The sequence below is a fragment of the Pseudocitrobacter cyperus genome (assembly GCF_039889165.1).
GTDB classification, from domain to species: domain Bacteria; phylum Pseudomonadota; class Gammaproteobacteria; order Enterobacterales; family Enterobacteriaceae; genus Pseudocitrobacter; species Pseudocitrobacter cyperus.
Genome location: NZ_JAYMYY010000002.1, coordinates 341,901 through 361,276 on the forward strand (window position 1 = coordinate 341,901; position 19,376 = coordinate 361,276).

Here is a 19,376-nt window from a genome sequence, read left to right on the forward strand (position 1 = left end):
GTAAGGTGGGGTAAAGAAGCGAGTTGCCTCTCGTAATGGAAGACAAAGTTCAATAATATAAATGATAATCATTATCATAAGGAGTAGACGATGTCGGTACCCTTAATTCTGACCTTGTTAGCGGGTGCAGCCACGTTTATCGGCGCATTTCTCGGCGTTATCGGCCAAAAGCCCTCCAACCGCGTGTTGGCGTTTTCCCTTGGCTTTGCCGCCGGGATTATGCTGCTGATTTCGCTGATGGAGATGCTTCCCGCCGCGCTGGATACCGAAGGGATGTCGCCGCTGCTTGGCTACGGCATGTTCGTTATCGGCCTGCTGGGCTATTTCGCTCTCGACCGCATGTTGCCACATGCTCACCCGCAAGATCTGGCGCCGGCGGAAGTGAAACCCCTGCCGCCCAATATTCGCCGGACGGCCATTTTGTTGACGCTGGGTATCAGCCTGCACAACTTCCCGGAGGGAATTGCCACCTTTGTCACTGCCAGCAGCAATCTTGAGTTAGGTTTCGGGATTGCTTTTGCTGTGGCGCTGCACAATATTCCGGAAGGGCTTGCGGTCTCCGGGCCGATCTACGCCGCGACCGGGTCTAAGCGAAAGGCGGTATTCTGGGCAGGAATTTCCGGGATGGCGGAAATTCTCGGTGGCGTACTGGCATGGCTTATCCTGGGGAGCCTGGTCTCACCTGTTGTGATGGCGGCCGTCATGGCGGCAGTGGCGGGGATTATGGTAGCGCTGTCAGTCGATGAACTCATGCCACTGGCAAAAGAGATCGATCCCAATAACAACCCAAGCTACGGCGTATTGTGCGGGATGTCCGTAATGGGGCTGAGCCTGGTATTATTGCAATCGATTGGTTTAGGTTAATCATGGTGCCGTGCTTGAACAATAGCACGGCATAATCATGGGATTACAAATTATCACAAAATTTTATCTGAATAATGGCATTTACCCTTGCCAGTCCGCATCGTATTGTTATTATGCGCCAGCAACAATCTCGCATCACTAACTCAATCATCAAAATAATATTATTTTCGGGGAGTATTATTTAAAATAATATTTTAACTTATTCACGCCTATCCATTTAGATTTCCTAACTTTGTTCATTTATACCTTAGGATATAATTTTCATACACTGTATTTATTTATTCAGTTATGTCGTTATTTTTAAAAGGATATAAATTATGTTTACAGGAAAAAGAACGATACTGGCGCTCGCTATCACCGCACTCACTTCTGGTTACGCCCTGGCCGATGTTGACGGCGGCGGTGGTAAAATTACCTTTTCCGGCCTGATTATTAACGCCCCCTGTTCTATTCAGGCTGATGATGTCGATAAGCAGGTTAACCTCGGGGAAGTTCCCGCCAGCTATATTAATGCCAACACCCACTCTGACGCAGTAGACTCCAGCCTTCATTTGATCAACTGTGACCTGCCAAACTCCGACAATGGCGATGGAGACACAGTCTCTAAAGTAGACGTCACCTTCAGCAGCGGCAGTGTTGAACCCACTGACAGTAACCTGATGACCAATACCTATGCCAGCGGCGCGAACAATGTCGGGATTCGCTTACTGGATAAAAACAGCGCCAACATTACCCTGGGTGCTGCGCATACTGTCGATCTGATTACCACTTCAGCAACCCAGATCCTGCCGTTTAAAGCCTGGATGGAAAAAACAGGCTCGGCGGACGTCACCCCTGGCGGCGTAACGGCTACGGCAAATTACACCCTGATCTATAAATAACCCACAGGCGGCCATGATGGCCGCCTCCTCCTTGTATTTTTAATTACCCGGGTATGGACACCATGGATGCATATAAGCTGCTGATTTTAAGCGGTGGTTTGTCGCTTGCCTTTTCTTCTCAGGCCGTTGAGTTCAACCTGAACGCACTGGATAAATCTATGCGCGAGAGCGTGGATATTTCTCAGTTGAAAGAGAAATCCTCCATCGCGCCGGGTAATTATTTTGTTTCCGTCACGGTCAACAAAGCACAAATATCGTCAGGCCGGGAGCTCACCTGGAAAGCCGAAGGGCAAGCGGTGAATGTGTGCATTCCTGCCGATCTCGCGGATCAACTCGGGCTAAAAGAGAATATCCGAACCGTATTATCGTTAAAAAACAACTGTGTAGATTTCAGCGCTTACCCAGATATTCACTTTTCCCTGGATATGGCGAACCAGCGTCTGGATATTACCCTTCCGCAGGCGTTGCTGGCCTGGAAATCGGAAAACTGGATGCCGCCTTCCAGTTGGAATGACGGTGTGGCGGGTCTGCTTCTGGACTATAACCTCTTTGCCAGCACCTATCGCCCCAATCACGGCGAACACAGCGAAAACTATAGCTCCTATGGCACAACGGGGCTGAATATGGGGGCCTGGCGCCTACGCAGCGACTACCAGATAAGCCAAAGCCAAAGCGACGAGAGCTCACAGACCAGCCGCGGCATCTCGCGCACGTACCTGTTCCGCCCTCTGCCCTCTCTGGGCGCGAAGCTCACGCTGGGCGAGACGGATTTCAGCTCCAGTATTTTTGATGCCTTCGCCTATAACGGCGCTGCACTCATTAGCGATGACCGCATGCTGCCCTGGGAGCTACGCGGTTATGCGCCGCAAATCAGCGGGATCGCGCAAACGAACGCCACGGTCACCGTCAGCCACCAGGGGCGCGTCATCTATCAAACTAAAGTGGCACCAGGGCCATTTATCATTAGCGATCTCAACCAGTCCGTGCAGGGCACCCTCGATGTGAAGGTCACAGAGGAAGATGGACGCGTCAATACGTTTCAGGTCTCTGCCGCGTCGACCCCCTTTCTGACGCGTGAAGGCCAGGTTCGCTACAAAGTTGCCGCAGGAAGGGCGCGCCCGGATATTTCACACCATGTCATTGACGACACTTTTATCAGCGGCGAAGCCTCCTGGGGGATGTTATCCAATACCTCCGTTTACGGCGGGGTACTGGCGGCGGGCAGCAATTACCGCTCAGCCGCTCTGGGCATCGGTCAAAATATGTTGTGGATGGGAGCGCTTTCCTTCGATATCACTCACGCCAGCAGCACCTTCGATGACGGGCACACCGAGCAGGGGCGGAGCTACCGTTTAAACTACAGTAAACGTTTTGATGCCACCGACAGCCAGGTCTCGCTGGCAGCTTACCGTTTCTCAGAACGTGAATTTCACAGCTACGCCAATTTCATTGACCATTTATATAACGATGCCGATACCCAGGATGAAAAGCAGACCATCAGCGTCACCTTTAACCAGCCCATTGAGCCGCTCAATCTCAACCTTTATCTGAGTGCGCTGCGCCAGCAGTGGTGGGATGGCGATAGTTCAACAACCGCCAGCATCACGGCAGGTTTTAACTTTGATATTGGCGACTGGAAAGGTTTGTCGCTCTCCACCTCCTGGAGCACCACCCACTATGAAGAGAGCGATAACGAAAATCAGTTATATATCTCGCTCTCCGTCCCGTTCGACTACAGCCGCCGCATGAATTACGACATGCGTAACAGCGGCAATACCAGCCATATGGTGAGCTGGAGCGATGCCTCTAACCCACGCAACACCTGGGGCGTGTCAGCCGGAATGGAAACCAATAAACCCGACAATGGATCGCAATTCCGCGGCAACCTTCAGCACCTCACCAACATCGGTGATTTGCAGGTATCGGGAAGCTACGCCGCCAGCGATTACAGTTCCATGAGCGCCAGTTGGAGTGGTTCCTTCACCGCCACCCGGCATGGCGTGGCTTTACACCGTCGCAGTTTTGGCAACGAGCCCCGAATTATGGTGGATGCTGACGGTGTCTCGGGCGTCCCCATTCAGGGCGATTTTAACCAGACCAATCTGCTGGGCTACGCTGTTGTGCCGATGATCAGCAGCTATCAGCCCTCTGCCGTGGCCGTGAATATGAATAATCTGCCAGACGGCGTGACCGTTGATGACAATATTACGCGCGAGACCTGGACCGAGGGAGCTATCGGCTACAAAACTATCGTTTCCCGTGCCGGGGAAGACGTCAGCGCGGTGATCCGCACCGTTGATGGACGTTTCCCCCGCTTGGTGCCACTGTGCGCCTTGCTGAAAATAATATCGATATTGGGATAGTTGGTGAAGACGGGCATATCTGGCTCGGTGGCGTTAAGGCGGGCCAGCAATTCAGCGTGCAATGGGGCGAAAGCCAGCGCTGCCTTATTGAGCTACCTGCCAGCCTTGATGGCGTTAACCAACAATTTATTTTGCCGTGTCATTAATTAAGGATGAACAATGACGATCTCCAAATCACTCTCTCTTTTCCTGGTCATTCTGCCGCTGGCCTGCCAGGCGGCGATCCAGCCAGACCGTACCCGCATCATATTTAATGCGAGCGACAAAGCCGCCAGCCTCAAGCTGGAAAACCAGAGCAAACGTCTACCCTACCTGGCCTACTCATGGATTGAAAATGACCAGGGTAAGAAAGACGACACTTACTTCACCGCTCTGCCACCTATACAGCGCCTGGAACCCAACGCCACCACGCAGGTACGGGTAGTAAAACAGGAAAATGTCCGCACCCTTCCGGCGGATCGCGAATCGCTTTTTTACTTCAACGTTCGGGAAGTTCCCCCCAACCCGGAAAACAACGGAGATCACGCCATAGTGCAACTGGCCGTGCAATCACGGCTGAAGCTTTTCTGGCGACCCGCAGGGCTTAAGAAAAAACCGGGCGTCGAAGTGGAGCAGCAGCTCACCGCCGCGCAGCAGAACGGTGCGCTACGCGTGCAAAACCCTACAGGGTACTACATCACCCTTGCCTGGTTTGGCAAAGATCTCAGCCGCTTATTTCCCGGTTTCAACAGTACGATGATAGCGCCCTTCTCCGCCGTTACGCTGAATACGGGTAACTATAGCGGGGACACCTTTTCGCTCGGCTATATGGATGACTACGGCGGCATGCGCATGCTGAATGTGCGTTGTCACGGTCAATGCGTCGTGGCGGCCGTGGAGAAGCAAAAATGAAGCGCCTGTTGTGTTTATTCGCCCTGATCCTGCTCACCATGCTCCCCCTGCGCTCCGCTCTGGCTGTTCACTGCTACCTGGGATCTTCCGGCGGTTCTGTAGAGGGATATAGCAATATCGAGCCTTTTGCCGTGCCGAGTAATGCCAGGCCGGGGGATAAAATCTGGGAGAGCAATGATATAAAAATTCCGGTCTATTGCGATAACGGTACAGCAGACAACATGATGAGCGAAGATATCTATGCCTGGCTAAACCCTTATCACAGCGTTAATGATCCCTATTATCAGCTCGGCGTAACCTATGAAGGGGTCGATTATGACGCCTCACAGGGCAGCATCGGCATTGATACCCGCCAATGCCTCGATAATCAAAAACTGTCGATTTATACCCCGGCACAGATCAAAGCCTCAGGTTGGGAGGACAGGCTCTGCTCTAAAAACGTCAATGACATCCATTTTTCCCGCACTTTTACTGCACGAATGCGATTGTACGTGAAGATCATCACCATGCCGCCACATGACTACCAGAGCAGCATTAGCGACTACATACTGGTGCAGTTTGATGGTGTAGGAGGAGTCAACCAAAGCCCGGATGCTAAAAACCTGAAGTATCACGTCATCGGATTGGATCAAATTCGGGTACTTAACTGCAGCGTGAATTTCAGTATTTACCCGGAAAACCAAACCATCGACTTTGGCACCTTTAACAATATGGAGATTGCCTCCAAAACGTTAACCCGGGATTTCTCCATCAAGATGGACAAAAACATTGCTGATTCCGAGTGCACCGATACCTTTAAGGTCTCATCGTCCTTCTACACGACGGAAACCCTGACAGACGAGGATACCGCATTAAAAATCGGCAATGGTTTACAGCTCAAAATCCGCGATACAGAGGATAATTTATTCTCTGTCTACAACACTTATAAAGAGTATGCCGACTTTGACTCCAGCTTGCTGACCCATGAAAAAAACTATCAGGCAGAATTAAGTCAGGTGAGTGGCGAAGCGATCAGAACAGGGCCATTTTCGACGGTGGTGCTATTCAAGATTAACTATAACTAGTTATACGTGGTGGGAATTACTGCAAAAGCTCGCTCAGGCTTACAGAACGTCTCGACTCTGTAAGCCTGCAGCGTACCAACTTAGCTGGCTTTACGCTCGTGTGCCTGGCGGTAAGCCACCAGGTCTTCAATCGTTACCAGCGCCATATTGTGTTTGCGGGCAAACTCAATGCACTCCGGCGCGCGCGCCATGGTACCGTCATCGTTGGTCAGTTCGCACAGCACGCCTGCTGGCTTAAAGCCCGCCAGCGTCACCAGGTCAATGGTGGCTTCGGTATGACCACCGCGAGTCAGTACCCCGCCCTGCTGCGCGCGCAGCGGGAAGACGTGGCCCGGACGGTTCAGGTCAGACGGTTTCGCGCCGTCGGCAATCGCCGCACGAACGGTGGTCAGACGGTCAGCGGCAGAAACGCCGGTGGTGACGCCGTGCGCCGCTTCAATAGTAATGGTAAAGCCCGTGCCATACGCGCTGGTGTTGTTTTCTACCATCATCGGCAGATCCAGTTGCTTACGGCGTTCTTCAGTCAGGCACAAACAAACGATGCCGCTACCGTGACGGATAGTCAGCGCCATTTGTTCAACAGTCATATTTTCGGCGGCAAAGATCATGTCGCCTTCGTTTTCACGATTTTCATCGTCCAGCACCATTGCGCCGCGGCCTTCGCGCAGAGCAACTAACGCGTTTTCAACGCGTTCAAATGCAGTACCAAAAGAGGAAAGTAGCGTCTGATTCATGGTAAAAAAACCTCGTTAAAATTATGGTTACCAGAATCAGGGCAGTCTTAGGAGTGCCGGTTTAGCGGCAAATGGATAACGCGAGCGGGCTCAGCCCGGCTGGATCGTTACTCTCTCCCATCCGGACTCTAACCGTCGGCCCCGGAATTACACCGGATCTGCTGACCTTCGAGTTTGCACCCAAAGCGCTCGCGGGCTTTCAGCCGCTCCTTCGTCTTTCACGCTGCAACTGCGTTGGCTGCCTTCACTCACACCAGTCATTTAGTAAACTAAACTCCTGGTGATTCGCTCAGTTGCCGCCTTGCCGCAACGCGAAATACTTCGGATCTCGCTGATTTACCGCCGGTGGGGAATTTCGCCCCGCCCTGAGAATAAGCGTACTCACTATAACGCTATTGACTATCTTCGGCAATGCATAAGCTTCGAACAATTCTGGTTTATAGACCAGGAGGAAGGCACTACAATGAACGTCAGAACAGACTAATCAGGTAAACGACGATGATTGACCCGAAAAAAATTGAACAAATCGCACGCCAGGTCCATGAATCTATGCCGAAAGGCCTCCGTGACTTCGGGGACGATGTAGAGAAAAAAGTTCGTCAGGTACTGCAGTCACAATTGACTCGTCTGGATTTGGTGAGCCGTGAAGAGTTTGATGTGCAGACCCAGGTGCTGTTGCGCACGCGTGAGAAACTGGCGCTTCTTGAGCAGCGTCTGAGCGAACTCGAAAGCCGGGCGGCTGCGCCAGCGGAAGATAAAGAGTAAGAAAAATGCCGGGTGGCGCTGCGCTTACCCGGCCTACAACGTTATCCCTGGAAAAGCATTAATGTTCCAGTTCCGCGATATCTTCCTTTTTCGCCATCCGACAGTAACGCTCATAACGCTGGCAAAACCATGCCCGGTGTTCTTCATCCATGTTGCCGGTAATCGCTTTTAAATCAACGTCCTGACCCTGCTCGTGCATTCTGGCAAAACTGTGAGCCAAAAAATCGAAATTATTCAGGGAATCTATATTGCTGTGTTTCATCGGCATACTCCTTCAGTCGTTGAATTTCTGAGTGTCATATGCTTTTTCTACTTTCAGTATTTCCCTATTCCCCACAGGGGTTTGTGCAAGAAATGCGCTTTTTGCGGCTAATTATTGTGCTAAATCATATTTCCGGAATATCAATAAAAAACCCCGCGCTCACAAAGAGGGCGGGGTTTTAACGTTGAGTTTTACGCGCTTACTTGTTGGCGTCTTTCTGGATCTTTTTGATGATATTGGTGGTGGAGCAACCATCTTCAAAGTTGAGCACCAGCACTTCACCGCCGTTGGCCCATACTTCTTCGCTACCGGCTATCTGTTCCGGTTTGTAATCACCACCTTTGACCAGACGATCGGGCAAGATCCCGGCGATCAGGCGCTGCGGGGTATCTTCTTCAAAGGAAACCACCCAGTCGACGGACTCCAGCGCGCCCAGTACGATCATACGCTGTTCCAGCGGATTTACCGGGCGGGATTCGCCTTTCAGACGTTTGGTCGAGGCATCACTATTGACCGCAACAATCAGGCGGTCGCCAAGCTTACGCGCGTTAGCCAGATAAGAGACGTGACCCGCGTGCAAAATGTCGAATACGCCATTGGTCATGACGACTTTCTCGCCGCGTTTACGCGCAGCCGCCACGGCATTTTTCAGCTCTTCTTCGCTCATCACGCCAAAACCGGTTTCCGCGCGACCGCGTACAGCGTTTTCCAGCTCGATGGGCGAAACGGTGGACGTACCCAGTTTCCCAACCACCACACCTGCCGCCGCGTTGGCGAAGTAGCAGGCATCTTCCAGAGAATTGCCCGCCGCAAGCGTCGCCGCCAGCACGCCAATGACCGTATCACCAGCACCCGTAACGTCATACACTTCCTGCGCCTGAGTCGGCTGATGCAGCGGTGCTTTGCCCGGCTGCAGCAGCGTCATGCCCTGCTCGGAACGCGTCACCAGCAGCGCGGAGAGTTCATAATCAGCAATCAGCTTCATGCCGCGCTCAACGATTTCCGCTTCGCTTTTGCATTTACCGACAACGGCTTCAAACTCAGAAAGGTTTGGCGTCAGCAGCGTCGCGCCGCGATAACGTTCGAAATCCGTGCCTTTCGGGTCGATCAGCACCGGCACTTTCGCTTCACGGGCCAGCTTAATCATCTGCTGTACGCTTTCCAGCGCACCTTTGGCGTAGTCTGACAATACCAGCGCGCCCACGCTCGCCAGACCACTTTTGATGCGGTCGTGCAGCGGCTGCGGATCAACCCCGGCAAACCCCTCTTCAAAATCAAGGCGGATAAGCTGCTGGTTGCGCGACAGGACGCGTAGCTTGGTGATCGTCGGGTGCGTCGCCACGGAGACGAAATCACATTTGACGTTCACATCCGCCAGCGCTTTGTTCAGTGCGCGCGCCGCGTCGTCAATACCCGTCAGGCCAACCAAACGAGAGTTTGCTCCCAGGGACGCGATATTCATCGCCACGTTCGCCGCGCCGCCAGGACGTTCTTCGATGGTATCCACCTTCACCACCGGTACCGGCGCTTCCGGGGAGATACGGCTGGTGGGGCCGTACCAGTAGCGATCCAGCATCACATCACCAACAACCATCACCCCTGCGCGCTCATATTCTGGCAGCGTTACTTTCATTCGTGTCTCCTGAGAGATTCAAAAATTTGGCGCGATAATAGCACATTTCACGGCGTGACCAGCCACTTCAGCCAACTCGCCTCCACCTGTTCGCGCTCGGCGGTAAAGCGCTCCGCAGGCACGTTCCCCGACATCTCCTGCAACGCCAGATGATGTAGCGCATCGCGCAAGGTGGTATAAGCACGGGTCAATGCCTGCGCTTCCTGCTCGTCCATAATGTCGTTTTGCGCCAGCAATTCAAGGATGCGCACATTATCAGACCACCGCGTCAGCTTCGGTTTTTCGTGCGCGTAACGCAGCACCAGATATTGCGTAATGAACTCAATGTCGGTGATCCCGCCGGCATCAGTTTTGATATCGAAGCGATCGCGCTGTTTGCTGCCAAGATGGGCACGCATCTTCTCGCGCATCTCGCGCACTTCAGTGCGTAAGGTGTCGCCATCCCGCACATTGGTGAGGATCTGGCGGCGAATGGCATCAAACTGCTGTTGAAGCTGCGGGTCGCCATAGACCACGCGTGCGCGAACCAGCGCCTGATGTTCCCACGTCCACGCTTCATTTTGCTGATAGTCGGCAAAGGCTTCGGCGGTCGTCACCAGCATGCCCGCCGCACCAGACGGGCGCAGGCGTGCGTCAACTTCATAAAGGATGCCGGACGAGGTGCGGGTGCTGAAAAGGTGCATAATGCGCTGCGCCAGGCGCAGGTAGAACTGACGTCCATCGATTTCACGATCGCCATCGGTCATCACATCCGCCGGGCAGTCGTGAAGGAACACCAGATCCAGGTCGGAACTGTAGCCCAGTTCCCAGCCGCCCAACTTACCGTAACCAATCACCGCAAAACCGCGCCCATGGCGCTCATGCAGATGGGTCGGTTGCCCATAGCGGGCGACCATTTGCGTCCACGCCTGGTGTACGACAGCGTCGATCATCGCTTCCGCAAGCCAGGTCAAGTGATCGCTCACTTTCATCACCGGCAGGGTTCCGGCGATATCCGCCGCCGCGATGTGCAGCAGTTGCGCCTGCTTAAACTGGCGCAATGCTTCCAGTTGTTGCTCTTCATCCTCTTCCGGCACGCGCAGCAGATACTGGCGTAGCTCGTCACGATAGGCGTCGGTGGCGGTCGGTTGATAAAGCGTGTTGGGGTCAAGCAGTTCATCGAGCAGTAGCGGATAACGCGCCAGTTGGCTGGCGACCATTGGCGATGCCGCACAGAGGCGAATCAGGTGTTTCAGCGTGCCCGGATATTCACTCAGCAGTTCGAGATAGGTCGTCCGCGTGACAATACCAATCAGCAGCGGCGTGATGCGCATCAGTGGCACCGGCGCATCGTCGCGTACACAGACTTCGCTCAACAGATGCGGCATCAGCGAATCGAGTACCTGACGCCCGCGCGGCCCAATCGTGCGTTTATCAAGTTCTTTGCGGAAATCGGCAATCAGCGCCATCACCTGGCGGCGATCGTCATCGCTCAGGTGAGCCAGTACAGGCGGGCAGTCCTCTTCCTGCAACGTGTCCTGCCACAGTTCGCGCCAGTCTTCAGCAAGCTGTTCTTCTTCCGATGAGGTTTCGTCGTCGCCAATCAGTACATCAAAAATATGGCGAACGCCCGCCATCAGCCCTTCAAGCTGCACGGTGAGCGCATCCCAGTCGGCTACTCCCATCCCCCATGCCAGCCGCGCGCGGTTAAGGTCATCGCCTGGCAGGGTTTGCGTCTGTTCATCGTTGATACTTTGCAGCAGGTTTTCCAGACGCCGCAGGAAAAGGTAAGCCTCGCGCAGCGCGCCCGCATCCTGTTCAGAGAGCAGACTCAGGTTTTCTATCGCCGTAAGCGTCGGCAGTAATGCACGCTGCTGAAGCGACGGTTCACGCCCACCGCGAATTAACTGGAACACCTGGACGATAAATTCAATTTCGCGAATACCGCCCGCGCCGAGTTTGATGTTGTCCTTCAGGCCACGACGGCGCACCTCGCGGGCGATCATCCCTTTCATGCTGCGCAGCGACTGGATCACGCTGAAGTCGATATAGCGGCGGAACACAAACGGCCGTAGCATCGCGCGCAGTTCCTGGCTCCAGACGTCATCGTTGTCGCCCATAATCCGCGCTTTGACCATCGCATAGCGTTCCCAGTCACGCCCTTGTTCCTGGTAATAATCCTCCAGCGCGGCGAAGCTCAGCACTAGCGGGCCGCTGTCGCCAAACGGGCGCAGGCGCATATCGACGCGATAGACAAAGCCATCCTGCGTTGGTTGGTCGAGCACTTTAATCAGCCGCTGACCCAGACGGGTAAAGAACTGGGCGTTGTCGAGTTCGCGACGCCCGCCGCGCGTAGAGCCATGCTCCGGCCAGGCGAATATCAGGTCAATATCGGAGGAGAAGTTGAGTTCTCCTCCGCCCAGTTTGCCCATGCCAAGAATCAACAGCGGCTGCGCGACACCCTCAGCGTTACTGGGCGTACCCCATTCGCGGCAGCAGGCGTCATAGAGCCAGTCGCGGGCGCTGACGATCAGCGTCTCGGCCAGCACACTGAGCTGTTGCAGCGTATCCACCTCAGAAATCAGCGACAGCGACTGCGCCCAGGCGATACGCACCATTATCCGGCGACGGAACAGCCGCAGCGCACGCATGAGCCCGGCTTCATCGTTCACCTCCACCAGCTCCGCCTGTAGCCAGTTGCGGTAGTGCTGCCATTCGTCCGCCTGCGGCGGCTGGCTGGCGAGCGTTTCCAGCCATTCGGGATACATCGTCAGACTCTGCTGAACGAAATCACTGAACGTCATGACGGCCTGCGCCTGAGGCATCAACGTCGCTACCGGAAAGGTTTCCGGAAGCCGCTCAACCAGCGTCTGCCAGTGCTGCTGTAACTGCGATGAAAGCGGGGTCATACTCGGTTTCCCTGAGGTCAGTTATCGTTTTCCGCTGTGTAACCAGAATGGCTCAACCGCCAGCGCTTCATTGCGGAAATGTTCAATCTCAATGTGCTGGCGGGTCAGAATGGCGTGACGTAATCCCAGCCAGTTTTCAAGCCACGCCTCGGCCTGCGCACGATCATAATAGCCCGCCAGCAGTTGCACACAGGTGATATCGCGCGTTAAACGCGGCACCTGGTCGGCGTAGCCATCGCCCAGCGGGTACGCAAAAGTGCTGCGTAACTCAGCCGCCTGGCGAGAAAGGTGGGTATCGGCAAAGCGTTTGAAGGAGTCGCTGATTTTGGCCTGCGCTTTGCTATCGAGGAAAGTGCGCCAGCCGCGCGTCACCAGCCATTCGGTGAAGGCCAGTTTCGCCTGCGTGACCGCGACGTTGAAGGCGGCATCATGGGCTGAAATATCGCCACCCAACACTGCTTCCGCCTGAGTCAGTAAATCGCGAAGCTGCGCACTGGCTTTGCGCGGCACCACGCCGCCAAACAGCATCAGCGTATGGCGAATCTGGCCAATCGCCACCAGCACTTCCTCTTTCGCTTTTTTATTGCCGCGCAGCCACAGCTCTTCATGGTATTGCCAGTGAGAAAGCGCTCTTTCCAGCGCCGCTTCCATCCCCTGCTCAATGGTCGATTTCGGCGCGATTTGCATAATTGCCGCAGGCTTAATCGGACGCTCACTATTCCCCTGCGCCAGATGATAACCACGCGCGGCTTTGCTCAGGCTGCCCTGGCGTACCAGCCCGGTCTGGCTCAGTTGCTGCGCCAGCGCCAGCACATCGGAGGTTTCGCCAGAAAGCAATTCCAGCTCCAGTTCGCAAATCGTTTCCTGATGGTCGCCCGCTTTTACGTCACCCAGGTCGAGCGCAATTTCAATCTGGCTTTTGCCGTGATTCACCACCCACTTCTCACGATAAAAATCGGTGCAGAACAGGGGCTGCACCTGCTCTGCCAGACCCGTGGGCATTTCGCCCTGCGGCCAGACTTCCGCAGGCAGTTTATCGAGCGCCAGCACAGGTTCATCGATGTCGATATTGTACTCAGGACGCTGATGCAGCCCGCCGACGGTGCGACCGGCTATCTTCATGGTCATTTCATAGCGCCCGCCCGCACCGCGAATGCGCAAGCCCATATCATGACGTCGCAGCCAGTTATCTTCAGTTTCGTAGTAAATATTTAGCAGTTGACCGGCAGGTGAATGTTCTGCCTTCAGGCCAGAGAGATGTTGGCGCAGCGCTTCTACGCCCGTTTCTTCGACGATGAATTTTAGTTCGATTTCTTGTGTCATGGCTGATTTCTTATGGTTTCGTGACCCTGAAGTACCAATCAGGCGAACTTCCGGGTAATCTTTTTGTCAGTAGATAGTATTTTGCGAAAAATTACCACGCAATGCGCAATTTGCGCGGCAACTTTACGCGGTTAACATTATTGCGATGTCACTCGCGCCTCCTGGATGATTCTGATTGCTGTAGAAGGCTTTGCGTCGCCAGACTGTTGCCACTACTATCGTTCCACTTTTATGACAAAAACGATGACCTGATGCCAAAATTACGCCTAATCGCAGTCACTTTATTTGCACTCACCGCTTCTGCCATCACCCATGCTGATGAGAAGCGCTATGTTTCTGATGAACTGAATACCTGGGTTCGTAGCGGCCCCGGCGATAACTATCGCCTGGTCGGCTCCATTAATGCCGGTGAAGAAGTCACCCTGCTGCAAACCAATCCGAATACCGAATATGGCCAGGTGCGCGACAGCAATGGCCGTACCGCGTGGATCCCGCTGAAAGAACTGACGGCTACCCCGAGCCTGCGCACGCGCGTGCCGGATCTGGAAAATCAGGTGAAAACCCTGACCGACAAACTGAACAATATCGATTCGACCTGGAATCAGCGCACCGCTGAAATGCAGACCAAAGTCTCCCAGAGCGACAGCGTGATTAATGGCCTGAAAGAAGAAAACCAGAAGCTTAAGAATGAGCTTATCGTTGCGCAGAAAAAGGTCAGCGCCGCTAACCTGCAACTCGACGATAAACAGCGCACCATCATCATGCAGTGGTTTATGTATGGCGGCGGCGTGCTCGGCGCGGGGCTGATTCTTGGCCTGGTGTTACCGCATCTGGTACCAACCCGTAAACGCAAAGACCGCTGGATGAATTAGCTATAACGCGGCTTCTCTCGTATTATCCTCAGAGGACAACAGTGAGGAGAAGCGTGGCGTGAAGAGTTATCTGGTCGGTGGTGCAGTACGAGACGGTTTGTTAGGCCTGCCGGTCAAAGATAAAGATTGGGTCGTGGTCGGCGCCACGCCGCAGCAAATGCTCGACGCGGGCTACCAGCAGGTAGGCCGCGATTTTCCTGTGTTTTTGCATCCGCAAAGCCACGAAGAGTATGCGCTGGCGCGCACCGAACGTAAGTCAGGTTCTGGTTATACCGGTTTCACCTGCTACGCCGCGCCCGACGTCACGCTGGAGCAGGATTTACTGCGCCGCGACCTGACGGTCAACGCGCTTGCGCAGGACAGCGACGGCACAATCATCGACCCTTACGGCGGTCGTGCCGATTTGCAAAACCGCCTGCTGCGCCATGTCTCCCCCGCTTTCGGCGAAGATCCGCTCCGCGTACTGCGCGTGGCGCGTTTTGCCGCGCGTTACGCCCACCTGAGCTTCCGTATTGCCGATGAAACCCTGACGCTGATGCGCGACATGACCGCTGCCGGTGAACTGGAGCACCTGACGCCGGAACGCGTGTGGAAAGAGACAGAAGGCGCGCTCGGCACGCGCAATCCACAGGTTTTCTTCCAGACTTTACGCGACTGCGGCGCGCTGAAAGTGCTGTTCCCGGAAATCGACGCACTGTATGGCGTACCCGCGCCGGAAAAATGGCACCCGGAAATCGACACCGGCGTACATACGCTGATGACGCTCTCAATGGCCGCGATGCTCAGTCCTGAGATAGATATCCGTTTCGCCACCTTGTGTCATGATTTAGGCAAAGGCTTAACGCCAAAACATCTCTGGCCGCGCCATCACGGCCACGGCCCGGCGGGCGTCAAACTGGTCGAGCAGCTCTGTCTGCGCCTGAAAGTACCGAATGAGATGCGCGACCTGGCAAAACTGGTGGCGGAGTTCCACGATCTCATTCACACCTTCCCGATTTTACAGCCAAAAACTATCATCAAATTGTTCGACTCCATCGACGCCTGGCGTAAACCCCAGCGCGTAGAGCAAATCGCCCTGACCAGCGAAGCCGATGTGCGCGGACGCACGCATTTTGAAGCCTGCGACTATCCACAAGGGCGTCTATTGCGTGAATCCTGGATCATTGCGAAAAGCGTATCGAATAAAGAGGTGATTGAAGCCGGTTTTCAGGGGCCCGCGATCCGCGAAGAGTTAACGCGCCGTCGCATTCAGGCTGTTGCGAACTGGAAGGAAAAACGTTGCCCTCAGCCAAAAGGCTAAGGGCCGTTCATCAGAAGAACACCACGTACACCGCTGCCGCGACGATAAAGCGGTAGATGGCGAACGGGATAAACGAGATACGTTTGATGAGTTGCAGGAAGGTTTTAATCGCAACCAGCGCCACAAGGAAGGCCATCACAAAGCCCACCGCAAACATCGGAAAATCAGCCAGCGTCAGGAAGTGCCAGCTCTTGTAGAGATCGAGCACCGTAGCACCCATCATCATTGGCACTGCCAGCAAGAAAGAGAACTCTGATGCCGCATAGCGGCTTACGCCCATCAGCATGCCGCCGGAAATCGTTGCGCCAGAGCGGGAGAAGCCCGGCCACAGCGCCAGACACTGGAAACAACCGATGATAAATGCCTGGCGATAGGTCATATCATCCACGCCCACCGCCCGCGGCTGTTTAGGCTTCAGGCATTCGGCGGCGATCAGCAGGAAACCGCCGACAATCAGCGCGTACATCACGTTAACCGGATTAAACAGCGACTTAATGGTGTCGTGGAACACCAGCCCCAGCACCACCGCTGGGATCATCCCCAGCAAAATGTGGATGAGCGACAAACGCCCTTTCCCTTCGCCTTCATGAACCGGTCGGCCAAAATGGATGCCAATCAGGCCAAACAGACGACGCCAGAACATCACCACCACGGCCAGAATGGAACCAAGCTGGATCACCACTTCAAACGTCTTCGCCGTTTCCCCCTCAAAACCCAGCAGATGCCCGACAATAATCATGTGGCCGGTGCTGGATACGGGCAGAAACTCCGTCAATCCTTCGACAACACCCAGAATAGCCGCAACCAGCAGCGAGTGCATATCGCTCATCACTTAAACCCTTAAAATTTAAAAAATAAAATAAACCCGGCTCTAAGACCGGTGTATTACCGTTTGGTTTAATCCATTCTGAATTTAAATGGTTTGTTTCAGATTTTGGCCACGCTCGATGATAACGCCCACGTTCACCGCCCGCGCCACCGCGCCCGGTTTGCTGACTTTGATGCGCACCCACGGGGAGTTAAAGCGCGTCATGAGTAGCTCAGCCACCTCTTCCGCCACCCGCTCAACCAGCGCAAAACGGCTACCTTCAACGTGCTCAATCACCGCTTCGCTAATATCGGCATAGCTCAAACAATACTTGACGTCATCGCTTGAAGCCGCCCGGCGGTTGTCCCAGCCCATTTCGATATCGAACACCAGTTTCTGTTCGATGGTCTGTTCCCAGTCATAAACACCAATAGTGGTGATTACCGAAAGTTGCTCTATAAATACAATATCCATCACGACCTGCCTGCTTTTTGGCTGAACCGGATACCACTTCCGGCGAATTATGCGTATTATCCACAGATGCAGAGAATACTTCGACATTTTCACAACGGAACAGCGTTATGAGTGCAATCGCGCCTGGAATGATCCTCCTCGCCTACCTTTGCGGCTCAATTTCCAGCGCCATTCTGGTCTGCCGCATCGCGGGTTTGCCTGACCCTCGCGAGTGTGGCTCCGGTAATCCCGGGGCGACCAACGTTTTACGAATTGGCGGCAAGGGAGCAGCCGTAGCAGTTTTAGTTTTCGACATCCTGAAAGGGATGTTGCCAGTCTGGGGTGCCTGGGCCCTCGGCCTCACCCCGTTTTGGCTCGGTTTAGTGGCGATTGCCGCCTGCCTGGGTCATATCTGGCCCGTTTTCTTTGGCTTCCATGGCGGTAAAGGCGTGGCCACCGCATTTGGCGCCATTGCGCCCATCGGGCTCGATCTCACTGGCGTGATGGCTGGCACCTGGCTTTTGACCATCCTGCTGAGTGGCTATTCGTCGCTGGGCGCGATTGTCAGCGCGCTGGTCGCGCCGTTTTATGTCTGGTGGTTTAAACCGCAATACACCTTCCCGGTGTCAATGCTGTCCTGCCTGATCTTACTGCGTCATCATGACAATATTCAGCGCTTGTGGCGGCGGCAGGAAACGAAAATCTGGGCACGGTTTAAGAAGAAGAAAACAGAAGAGAAAGATTCATAGGCCGGATGCGCTTTTACGCCATCCGGCACTTATCATTACGCTGCCGGTAGTTCCGCCAGCGGCCAGCGTGGGCGAACCGTGACACCGAGATCCGCATCCACACCTGCTTTAAAGCGCACCATGCCTGCATAAGCAATCATTGCGCCGTTATCAGTGCAAAACTCCGGGCGCGCATAGAATACTTCACCACGACGTTTCTGCATCATTTCCGCAAGCTTCGCGCGCAGAGTTCGGTTCGCGCTCACGCCGCCCGCCATCACTAAACGTTTAAAGCCCGTTTTTTCCAGCGCGCGTTTGCACTTGATCATCAACGTATCGACCACCGCGTCTTCAAAGGCACGGGCAATATCCGCACGCGTCTGTTCGTCGTTGTCATTGTTGCGGATGGTGTTCGCAGCGAAAGTTTTCAGGCCGGAGAAGCTGAAGTCCAGACCCGGACGATCGGTCATCGGACGCGGGAAGACAAAGCGCCCTTCCGTGCCCTGAGAGGCCATTTTCGACAGCATTGGGCCGCCTGGGTAATCGAGCCCCAGCAGTTTCGCCGTTTTATCGAAGGCTTCACCTGCGGCATCATCAATAGATTCGCCCAGCAGTTCATACTCACCGATACCGGTGACGCTGATAAGCTGGGTGTGACCGCCAGAGACCAGCAGCGCGACAAACGGGTACTCCGGGGGATTTTCTTCCAGCATCGGCGCCAGCAGATGCCCTTCCATATGGTGTACCGGGATCGCCGGAACATTCCAGGCAAACGCCAGCGAACGACCAACGGTTGCACCAACCAGCAGCGCGCCCACCAGGCCCGGCCCGGCGGTGTAGGCAACGGCATCAATATCTTTCGCCGTCAGATTCGCCTCTTTCAGCGCAGCCTGGATCAGCGGCACCGTTTTACGCACGTGATCGCGCGAGGCCAGTTCAGGGACGACGCCGCCGTAGTCAGCGTGTAATTTCACCTGACTATACAGTTGGTTGGCTAACAGACCTTTTACATCGTCGTAAATTGCGATGCCGGTTTCATCGCAGGATGTTTCAATTCCCAGTACACGCATGGCTAGATTTACCTCGTTTCAATACCGCGCAGTGTAGGTTTTCTGCCCCGGCTTGTAAAACATTGTTCGCCCCAGCAAGCAGCCTCGTGTATACTCCCCACCCTTAAAAAGTCCCTTTCAAAAACGCGTCGGTGCTTTACAAAGCAGCAGCAATTGCAGTAAAATTCCGCACCATTTTGAAATAAGCTGGCGTTGATGCCAGCGGCAAACCGAATTTATTAAAGGTGAGAGTTACATGCCGGTAATTAAAGTACGTGAAAACGAGCCGTTCGACGTAGCACTGCGTCGCTTCAAGCGTTCCTGCGAAAAAGCAGGTGTTCTGGCGGAAGTTCGTCGTCGTGAGTTCTATGAAAAACCGACTACCGAACGTAAGCGCGCTAAAGCTTCTGCTGTGAAACGTCACGCGAAGAAACTGGCTCGCGAAAACGCACGCCGTACTCGTCTGTACTAATCTCTTGAGGGCACACGCTCTCAATT

At 54.4% G+C, this 19,376-nt stretch carries 17 protein-coding genes and 1 pseudogene; 10 read left to right on the forward strand and 8 right to left on the reverse strand.

What is annotated here, in order from left to right; translation table 11 throughout:
- Nucleotides 1-90 precede the first annotated feature (90 nt).
- The 5 genes and pseudogenes from zupT to VSR74_RS10370 all read left to right on the forward strand — a co-directional run bounded on the left by zupT (nucleotide 91) and on the right by VSR74_RS10370 (nucleotide 6,063).
- Nucleotides 91-864 (forward strand): zinc transporter ZupT, encoded by a 774-nt coding sequence (zupT, locus tag VSR74_RS10350; protein WP_347794656.1) that lies wholly within the window; start codon nucleotides 91-93, stop codon nucleotides 862-864.
- A 317-nt stretch (nucleotides 865-1,181) separates the two neighbouring features.
- Entirely contained in the window at nucleotides 1,182-1,745 is a 564-nt protein-coding gene (locus VSR74_RS10355) for a fimbrial protein (protein ID WP_347794657.1), read from the forward strand.
- 62 nt (nucleotides 1,746-1,807) lie between these two features.
- Nucleotides 1,808-4,254: pseudogene (locus VSR74_RS10360) on the forward strand (fimbria/pilus outer membrane usher protein).
- Nucleotides 4,255-4,267: 13 nt separating this feature from the next.
- Entirely contained in the window at nucleotides 4,268-4,999 is a 732-nt protein-coding gene (locus tag VSR74_RS10365; RefSeq protein WP_347794658.1) for a fimbrial biogenesis chaperone, read from the forward strand.
- On the forward strand, nucleotides 4,996-6,063 hold the full coding sequence (locus VSR74_RS10370; protein WP_347794873.1) for a type 1 fimbrial protein: 1,068 nt from the start codon (nucleotides 4,996-4,998) through the stop codon (nucleotides 6,061-6,063). The genes VSR74_RS10365 and VSR74_RS10370 overlap by 4 nt, the downstream gene beginning before the upstream one ends.
- Nucleotides 6,064-6,143: 80 nt before the next feature.
- Here the strand turns inward: VSR74_RS10370 and ribB are convergent, their stop codons facing one another.
- Nucleotides 6,144-6,797 carry a 3,4-dihydroxy-2-butanone-4-phosphate synthase gene (ribB, locus tag VSR74_RS10375; RefSeq protein WP_347794659.1) on the reverse strand — a complete coding sequence of 218 codons (654 nt, stop codon included), beginning with the start codon at nucleotides 6,795-6,797 and terminating at the stop codon, nucleotides 6,144-6,146.
- 498 nt (nucleotides 6,798-7,295) lie between these two features.
- On the opposite strand from ribB, the gene ubiK reads away from it, so the two are divergent.
- Nucleotides 7,296-7,562, forward strand: coding sequence for a ubiquinone biosynthesis accessory factor UbiK (gene ubiK, locus VSR74_RS10380; RefSeq protein ID WP_347794660.1), 267 nt, complete (start codon nucleotides 7,296-7,298; stop codon nucleotides 7,560-7,562).
- Between the two features lie 58 nt (nucleotides 7,563-7,620).
- Here the strand turns inward: ubiK and glgS are convergent, their stop codons facing one another.
- The 4 genes from glgS to VSR74_RS10400 all read right to left on the reverse strand — a co-directional run bounded on the left by glgS (nucleotide 7,621) and on the right by VSR74_RS10400 (nucleotide 13,668).
- The gene (gene glgS / locus VSR74_RS10385; protein WP_347794661.1) at nucleotides 7,621-7,830 is read right to left on the reverse strand and encodes a cell surface composition regulator GlgS; all 210 of its coding nucleotides are present in this window, start codon (nucleotides 7,828-7,830) and stop codon (nucleotides 7,621-7,623) included.
- A gap of 193 nt (nucleotides 7,831-8,023) precedes the next feature.
- Nucleotides 8,024-9,457, reverse strand: coding sequence for a bifunctional D-glycero-beta-D-manno-heptose-7-phosphate kinase/D-glycero-beta-D-manno-heptose 1-phosphate adenylyltransferase HldE (hldE, locus tag VSR74_RS10390; protein ID WP_347794662.1), 1,434 nt, complete (start codon nucleotides 9,455-9,457; stop codon nucleotides 8,024-8,026).
- Between the two features lie 47 nt (nucleotides 9,458-9,504).
- A complete protein-coding gene (glnE, locus tag VSR74_RS10395) occupies nucleotides 9,505-12,345 on the reverse strand; it encodes a bifunctional [glutamate--ammonia ligase]-adenylyl-L-tyrosine phosphorylase/[glutamate--ammonia-ligase] adenylyltransferase (RefSeq protein WP_347794663.1) in 2,841 nt (946 codons plus the stop codon).
- A 21-nt stretch (nucleotides 12,346-12,366) separates the two neighbouring features.
- Complete coding sequence (locus VSR74_RS10400; protein WP_347794664.1) at nucleotides 12,367-13,668, reverse strand: CYTH domain-containing protein; 1,302 nt, start codon at nucleotides 13,666-13,668, stop codon at nucleotides 12,367-12,369.
- A gap of 251 nt (nucleotides 13,669-13,919) precedes the next feature.
- Between VSR74_RS10400 and VSR74_RS10405 the strand changes: the two genes are divergently transcribed.
- Nucleotides 13,920-14,540, forward strand: coding sequence for a TIGR04211 family SH3 domain-containing protein (locus VSR74_RS10405; RefSeq protein ID WP_347794665.1), 621 nt, complete (start codon nucleotides 13,920-13,922; stop codon nucleotides 14,538-14,540).
- A 58-nt stretch (nucleotides 14,541-14,598) separates the two neighbouring features.
- The gene (locus VSR74_RS10410) at nucleotides 14,599-15,840 is read left to right on the forward strand and encodes a multifunctional CCA addition/repair protein (protein ID WP_347794666.1); all 1,242 of its coding nucleotides are present in this window, start codon (nucleotides 14,599-14,601) and stop codon (nucleotides 15,838-15,840) included.
- Nucleotides 15,841-15,850: 10 nt separating this feature from the next.
- On the opposite strand, the gene bacA is transcribed toward VSR74_RS10410, so the two are convergent.
- The gene (bacA, locus tag VSR74_RS10415; RefSeq protein ID WP_347794667.1) at nucleotides 15,851-16,669 is read right to left on the reverse strand and encodes an undecaprenyl-diphosphate phosphatase; all 819 of its coding nucleotides are present in this window, start codon (nucleotides 16,667-16,669) and stop codon (nucleotides 15,851-15,853) included.
- 84 nt (nucleotides 16,670-16,753) lie between these two features.
- On the reverse strand, nucleotides 16,754-17,122 hold the full coding sequence (gene folB / locus VSR74_RS10420) for a bifunctional dihydroneopterin aldolase/7,8-dihydroneopterin epimerase (RefSeq protein WP_347794668.1): 369 nt from the start codon (nucleotides 17,120-17,122) through the stop codon (nucleotides 16,754-16,756).
- 107 nt (nucleotides 17,123-17,229) lie between these two features.
- Between folB and plsY the strand changes: the two genes are divergently transcribed.
- Nucleotides 17,230-17,850: a glycerol-3-phosphate 1-O-acyltransferase PlsY gene (plsY, locus tag VSR74_RS10425; RefSeq protein WP_347794669.1), complete on the forward strand. Its 621-nt coding sequence runs from the start codon at nucleotides 17,230-17,232 to the stop codon at nucleotides 17,848-17,850.
- A 35-nt stretch (nucleotides 17,851-17,885) separates the two neighbouring features.
- On the opposite strand, the gene tsaD is transcribed toward plsY, so the two are convergent.
- Nucleotides 17,886-18,899: a tRNA (adenosine(37)-N6)-threonylcarbamoyltransferase complex transferase subunit TsaD gene (gene tsaD, locus VSR74_RS10430; RefSeq protein ID WP_347794670.1), complete on the reverse strand. Its 1,014-nt coding sequence runs from the start codon at nucleotides 18,897-18,899 to the stop codon at nucleotides 17,886-17,888.
- Between the two features lie 235 nt (nucleotides 18,900-19,134).
- On the opposite strand from tsaD, the gene rpsU reads away from it, so the two are divergent.
- Nucleotides 19,135-19,350: a 30S ribosomal protein S21 gene (gene rpsU / locus VSR74_RS10435; RefSeq protein ID WP_001144069.1), complete on the forward strand. Its 216-nt coding sequence runs from the start codon at nucleotides 19,135-19,137 to the stop codon at nucleotides 19,348-19,350.
- Nucleotides 19,351-19,376: the final 26 nt, after the last annotated feature.